Raw genomic sequence first — 1914 nt, forward strand, 5'->3', positions numbered from 1 at the left:
CCGCTGCGACCGCGCGGCGCGGTGGCCGGCGGGAGTCGGGGGGAGGCGGGTCAGTCGGTACGGGCGGCGGGGCGCCCCGCGCCGCGTCCCGGCGGGGTGGGCCACTGGGTGCGGACGGCGGTGGCGAGCAGCGTCTCCAGGGCGGGTCTGGCGTCCCTGGCGGCCCGCAGCAGCGTGAGGCGCTCCCGGGCCGGGAGGGTCGCGAGGAGCTGGTGGAGGCGTTCGGCGCGGGCCTCGCGCCGTTCCCGTACGACGTCGCGGCCCGCGTCGGTGATGGAGACGAGGACGGCGCGGCCGTCGTCGGGGCAGCGCACGCGGCGGACCAGCCCCTGTTTCTCCAGCCGCTGGACGAGCTGGGTCATGGAGGGCTGGGAGACGCCGCCGTCGCTCGCGAGCACGGTGAGCCGGGTCGGCCCCGTACGGGAGAGGCGGCCCAGCGTCATCGCGGCGGTGAAGCTGATGTCATGCACCGTCAGGTGCCGTACGGACAGCGCCGTCAGCCCTTCCAGGAGGGCGGTGACATCGTCCTGACCGAGGGGGATCTCATCCACGGGACCATATGTATCACGCACCTATATAGGGGTCCATGAATTATGCAACCATCCGGGAAAGAGTGAGCCACCTCACAGTGGTGCGGGGAATGGTGGCGCGCTACGCGCCGCTCGCGCGCGTGCCGTCCTCGCGGCGCCTGCGGCCGAGGAGGGAGCCGAGGCCGTGCCGGGTGGCGGCGAGGACGACGCGGTCACCGGGGCGCAGTACGTAGCCGGGGTGCAGGTCCCAGACGAGGCCGCCGCCGCCCTGGCCGCCGGGCGAGGCGAGGTCGGCGGAGCGTTCGGCCGGACCGCTCGTGTCGAGCGCGATGACCCGCCAGGACCCGGGGCGGAACGCCTCGGCGACCGTCCGGCCCTCCAGTTCGGCGCGCCCCGCCACGTCGAGCGCGGCGAAGAGCAGGACCCGGCGTTCGACGGGGATCGCGCCGAGCACCTGGCGGCCCATCATGGCCCCGGCGAAGGCGGGCGCGGCGAGCGAGGAGACGCTGCGGCTGCGGGTGAGGGCGCCGGGGTGCGCGGCGCGCAGGGTGCGGTAGACGGCGGTCGCGAAGTCGTCGTCGAAGAGCCGCAGCGAGACGCGCAGGAGCGGGTGGAGGGAGCGCGCGTACAGCGCCGCCTCCAGGTTGGTGGCGTCCACGCTCGTCACGGCGAGCAGCGCCGAGGCGCGGCCGATCTTCGCGGCTTCCAGCACGCCCTCGTCGGTGACGTCGCCGATGACGCACGGCACCTTGAGCCTGCGCGCGAGCGGGATGCCGCGCGCCTCGGGGTCCTCCTCGACGCACACGACGGGCACGTTCATCTCGTGGAGCCTGGCGAGCACCCGGGTGCCGATCTTGCCGAGCCCGAGGAGCACGACGTGCCCCGCGAGACCGCGCGGCGGGCGGCGCAGGGTGGAGGCGGAGCGGAAGGTGCCGAAGGCTTCGAGGGTCGCCGCGACGAGCACGGGCAGGATGAGCAGGCCGATGAGCCCGTTGAGGAGTTGCAGGATCTGGCGGGCCCTGCCGTGGCCGATGGGGTCGTTGATCGCGAAGAGGTCGAGGAGCGTCACGTACGCGGCGTGCAGCGGGTGTTCGCCGGTGACCACCATCGAGGCGGCGGTCAGGACGAGCACGGCGAGCCCGAGTCCCGCGAGCGACCAGCGCAGCCGCGCCGAGAACAGCGAGCCGAGCGGCACCCGCCAGCCGCCGGTGAACCGGCCGGCCACCGTGGCGGTGCCGGGGCGGCCGATCTGTTCCAGGACGACCGTCTCGCGCCCGGCCGCCGCGGCCACCTCCCGGTCGTCGGGGAGCAGGCGGGGTGCGTCGGCGCTGCTGTCGGAGCCCTCGGCGCCGCCCGGGTCGCCGACCGTCGCGGAGAGCAGCGC

The 1914-nt window shown here is 75.1% G+C and carries 2 protein-coding genes; both read right to left on the minus strand.

Translation table 11 applies throughout. The features are described 5' to 3' along the window. Positions 1-50 precede the first annotated feature (50 nt). A complete protein-coding gene (locus G3I42_RS15955) occupies positions 51-509 on the minus strand; it encodes a MarR family transcriptional regulator (protein ID WP_164286532.1) in 459 nt (152 codons plus the stop codon). A 142-nt stretch (positions 510-651) separates the two neighbouring features. Continuing rightward, positions 652-1914: potassium channel protein (locus G3I42_RS15960; protein ID WP_239096483.1), on the minus strand; the 1263-nt coding region annotated here is incomplete at its 5' end.

Source organism: Streptomyces sp. SID11385 (genome assembly GCF_010548245.1).
Taxonomy (GTDB): Bacteria; Actinomycetota; Actinomycetes; order Streptomycetales; family Streptomycetaceae; genus Streptomyces.